The following is a 4,086-nucleotide window of genomic DNA, read 5'->3' on the forward strand; positions in this document are numbered from 1 at the left end:
GGGCTTCGGGTACCAGACGCCGGCGCAGGCGCTCTTCCAGAACGGGTTGTTGGACGAGAACGCCCTGGACGCGCTGTGGGCGCGGGGCAGCGCGGCGGCGCCGGACGAGGAGCTGCTGGAGGACCGCGGGCTGCAGCCGGCGGTGGTGCACGAGCAGCAGGTGCTGGCGCAGGTGCGCAGGCTGAGCGAGCTGGCGGAGCGCGCGGACTTCGAGGCGGAGGCGGTGGAGGCGGCGGGGGATTTCGCGCCCATCGCCGGGGTCCGGGTGGTGCGCGCGGCGCTGGAGCCGGCGCCCAGCGAGCCCGTGCCCGCGAGGGTCTACCGCTGCCCGGAGGTGGCGGCGTGCGAGCCGTGGCTGACGGACGCGTCGGAGCGGAGCCTGCTGGAGACGCTGGGGGCGTTCCGGAGGCCGGAGTCGCTGACGGGAGCGCAGCAGGCGCTGCTGCGGGTGCTGGAGCGCGAGGGCCGCATCGAGGCCCTGTCGGTGGAGGACTGGGAGGAGCGCGAGCGGCTGCGGCGCGAGGAGGAGCTGCGGCAGGCGGAGGAGGAGGCCTGGGCCATCGAGGAGGCGCGCCGGCGCGAAGAGGCGGAGCGGCGCGCGGAGGAGGCGAGGCTCACGGAGCTGGCGCGGCTGGAGGCGGAGCGGCTGGCGGAGGAGGCTCGGCTCGCGGAAGAGGCGAGGCTCGCGGAACTGGCGCGGCTGGAAGCGGAGCGGTTGGCGGAGGAGGCTCGGCTCGCGGAACTGGCGCGCATTGAGGCTGAGCGGCTGGCGGAAGAGGCGCGGCTGGCGGAGGAGGCCCGTCTCGCGGAAGAGGCCCGGCTTCGTGCCGAAGAAGAGGCGCGGCTGGCGGAGGAGGCCCGTCTCGCTGAGCTGGCTCGGCTTGAAGCAGAGCGTTTGGCGGAAGAGGCGCGGCTCGCGGAAGAGGCCCGTCTTGAGGCGGAGCGGTTGGCGGAAGAGGCGCGGCTCGCCGAGCTTGCGCGTATCGAAGCTGAACGTTTGGCCGAAGAGGCGCGGCTGGCTGAACTGGCGCGTATCGAAGCTGAGCGACTCGCCGAAGAGGCGCGGCTGGCTGAACTGGCGCGTATCGAAGCTGAGCGACTCGCCGAAGAGGCCCGCCTCGCTGAGTTGGCTCGCATTGAAGCCGAGCGACTCGCCGAAGAGGCTCGGCTGGCTGAAGAGGCACGTCTTCGTGCCGAAGAAGAAGCCCGCCTCGCGGAGGAGGCCCGTCTCGCGGAAGAGGCTCGGCTCCGAGCGATCGAGGAGGCTCGCCTCGCGGAAGAGGCACGCCTCGCGGAAGAAGCGCGGCTTCGTGCTGAGGAAGAGGCTCGTCTTGCGGAGGAGGCCCGCCTAGCGGAAGAAGCCCGGCTTCGCGCGGAGGAAGAAGCGCGAGCAGCCGAAGAGGCTCGACTCGCAGAAGAGGCGCGGCTCGCGGAAGAGGCTCGACTCGCAGAAGAAGCGCGTCTCGCGGAGGAGGCTCGGCTCCGCGCGGAGGAAGAGGCTCGTCTGGCCGAGGAGGCTCGTCTGGCCGAGGAGGCTCGACTCGCGGAGGAGGCTCGACTCGCGGAAGAGGCTCGACTCGCGGAAGAGGCTCGTCTGGCCGAGGAGGCTCGGCTCGCGGAAGAAGCACGCCTTCGCGCTGAGGAAGAGGCTCGCCTGGCCGAAGAATCTCGGCTCGCTGAAGAGGCCCGGTTGGCGGAGGAGGCCCGACTCCGTGCTGAGGAAGAGGCTCGGCTGGCCGAAGAGGCACGCCATGCGGAAGAGGCCCGGCTTCGCGCGGAGGAGGAGGCTCGACTCGCGGAAGAGGCTCGCCTTCGTGCAGAAGAGGAGGCCCGGCTCGCGGAGGAAGCACGCCTTGCCGAGGAAGCCGCGCGAATTGAAGCAGAGCGCATTGCTGAAGAAGCTCGGCTGGCCGAAGAGGCGCGCCTCGCGGAGGAAGCCCGGCTTCGTGCTGAGGAGGAGGCTCGGCTAGCGGAGTTGGCGCGTATCGAGGCAGAGCGCATTGCTGAAGAGGCGCGCTTGGCTGAAGAAGCTCGGCTCGCGGAAGAGGCGCGGCTTCGTGCGGAGGAAGAGGCTCGCCTGGCCGAGGAGGCCCGTCTCGCTGAAGAGGCCCGGCTCGCAGAAGAGGCTCGACTCGCAGAAGAGGCTCGTCTGGCCGAGGAGGCTCGACTCGCAGAAGAGGCTCGGCTCCGGGCGGAAGAAGAGGCCCGCCTTGCTGAGGAAGCCCGCGTCGCAGAGGAGGCCCGGCTCGCGGAAGAAGCTCGCCTTCGTGCGGAAGAGGATGCGCGCGTAGCTGAAGCGGCGCGGCTCGCAGAAGAAGCCCGCCTCGCCGAAGAGGCCCGCCTCCGTGCGGAGGAGGAGGCACGGCTCGCGGAAGAGGCGCGTCTGGCCGAGGAGGCCCGCCTTCGCGCTGAAGAGGAAGCTCGCCTGGCGGAAGAGGCGCGTCTGGCCGAGGAGGCTCGCCTTCGCGCTGAGGAAGAACGCTTGGCGGAAGAGGCGCGTTTGGCCGAGGAGGCTCGCCTTCGCGCTGAAGAGGAAGCTCGTCTCGCTGAGGAAGCGCGGCTGGCGGAAGAAGCGCGCTTGCGTGCGGAGGAGGAAGCGCGCCTGGCGGAAGAGGCTCGGCTCGCGGAAGAGGCTCGCCTTCGTGCCGAAGAAGAGGCGCGTCTGGCCGAAGAGGCTCGTCTCGCTGAGGAAGAACGCCTGGCGGAAGAGGCTCGCCTTGCTGAAGAGGCGCGCCTCGCGGAAGAGGCCCGGCTTCGTGCGGAGGAAGAGGCGCGTCTGGCGGAGGAGGCCCGTCTCGCGGAGGAGGCTCGGCTTCGAGCGGAAGAAGAGGCCCGCCTTGCCGAAGAGGCTCGGCTCCGCGCGCTTGAGGAAGCGCGCCTGGCCGAGGAAGCACGCCTCGCGGAAGAAGCACGCCTTGCCGAAGAGGCTAGGCTTCGCGCCGAAGAGGAGGCTCGTCTCGCCGAGGAAGCACGCCTCGCCGAAGAGGCTCGGCTGGCTGAAGAGGCCCGTCTTCGCGCTGAGGAAGAGGCCCGACTCGCTGAGGCGGCTCGTCTTCGCGCTGAGGAGGAGGCCCGACTCGCGGAGCAGGCTCGGCTGGAGGAAGAGGCTCGCCTTGCTGAAGAAGCTCGCCTTCGTGCGGAAGAGGAGGCTCGGCTCGCAGAGGAGGCCAGACTTGCTGAAGAAGCTCGCCTTCGTGCGGAAGAAGAGGCCCGACTTGCCGAAGAGGCCCGGATCGCGGAGGAGGCACGCCTTCGTGCAGAGGAAGAGGCGCGTGTAGCCGAAGCGGCTCGGCTCGCGGAAGAAGCCCGGTTGGCGGAGGAGGCTCGGCTCGCGGAAGAGGCCCGGCTCCGAGCCGAGGAAGAAGCCCGGCTGGCCGAAGAGGCGCGCCTGGCCGAAGAGGCACGCATCCGTGCGGAGGAAGAGGCTCGGCTCGCGGAAGAGGCCCGGCTGGCAGAGGAGGCCCGGCTTCGCGCGGAGGAGGAAGCTCGCCTCGCGGAAGAAGCCCGACTTCGTGCGGAGGAAGAGGCTCGGCTTGCTGAAGAGGCCCGCCTGGCCGAAGAAGCACGCCTGCGTGCCGTGGAAGAAGCTCGGCTCGCAGAGGAAGCCCGGCTCGCGGAAGAAGCTCGCCTTCGCGCAGAAGAAGAAGCTCGGCTGGCCGAAGAGGCTCGCCTCGAGGAAGAGGCCCGGCTTCGCGCCGAGGAAGAGGCCCGCCTCGCGGAAGAAGCCCGCCTTCGTGCAGAAGAGGAAGCGCGCGTAGCCGGAGAGGCCCGCCTTGCCGAGGAAGCTCGGCTCGCTGAAGAGGCCCGCCTTCGCGCGGAGGAAGAAGCGCGACTCGCCGAAGAAGCTTCTCGAATCGAAGCCGCCCGCCTCGCCGAGGAAGCTCGCGTCCACGCCGAAGCCGAAGCCGCGCGCCTCGCCGAAGAGGCACGTCAGGCCGAACTCCATCGCATCGCCGAAGAGGCCCGCGCCGCCGAAGAGGCCCGCGCCGCCGAAGAAGCCCGCCTCGCCGAAGAGGCCCGCGCCGCCGAAGCCCAGCGCCTGTCCGAACAGGGCAAGCCTGCCCATCCGCCTTCACTCCCCCGGCG

5 protein-coding genes are annotated in these 4,086 nt (G+C 70.7%); 2 read left to right on the top strand and 3 right to left on the bottom strand.

Going from position 1 to position 4,086, the window contains the following annotated elements; genetic code table 11:
* The coding region (locus D7X55_RS43695; protein ID WP_158626479.1) for a hypothetical protein at positions 1-252 on the bottom strand (252 nt) is incomplete at its 3' end.
* Positions 253-824: 572 nt separating this feature from the next.
* Here D7X55_RS43695 and D7X55_RS43700 point away from each other — a divergent pair.
* Positions 825-1,352 (top strand): hypothetical protein, encoded by a 528-nt coding sequence (locus tag D7X55_RS43700; RefSeq protein ID WP_158626480.1) that lies wholly within the window; start codon positions 825-827, stop codon positions 1,350-1,352.
* Here the strand turns inward: D7X55_RS43700 and D7X55_RS43705 are convergent.
* Entirely contained in the window at positions 1,349-1,753 is a 405-nt protein-coding gene (locus tag D7X55_RS43705) for a hypothetical protein (RefSeq protein WP_158626481.1), read from the bottom strand. The two genes, D7X55_RS43700 and D7X55_RS43705, sit on opposite strands and share 4 nt — an antisense overlap.
* Here D7X55_RS43705 and D7X55_RS43710 point away from each other — a divergent pair.
* Positions 1,752-1,970, top strand: a complete 219-nt coding sequence (locus tag D7X55_RS43710; RefSeq protein WP_121725479.1) for a hypothetical protein — start codon at positions 1,752-1,754, stop codon at positions 1,968-1,970. The genes D7X55_RS43705 and D7X55_RS43710 overlap by 2 nt on opposite strands.
* Here the strand turns inward: D7X55_RS43710 and D7X55_RS43715 are convergent.
* Positions 1,967-4,066 carry a hypothetical protein gene (locus D7X55_RS43715; RefSeq protein ID WP_158626482.1) on the bottom strand — a complete coding sequence of 700 codons (2,100 nt, stop codon included), beginning with the start codon at positions 4,064-4,066 and terminating at the stop codon, positions 1,967-1,969. The two genes, D7X55_RS43710 and D7X55_RS43715, sit on opposite strands and share 4 nt — an antisense overlap.
* Positions 4,067-4,086: the final 20 nt, after the last annotated feature.

This window comes from Corallococcus sp. AB049A, assembly GCF_003668885.1.
Taxonomy (GTDB): Bacteria; Myxococcota; Myxococcia; order Myxococcales; family Myxococcaceae; genus Corallococcus; species Corallococcus interemptor.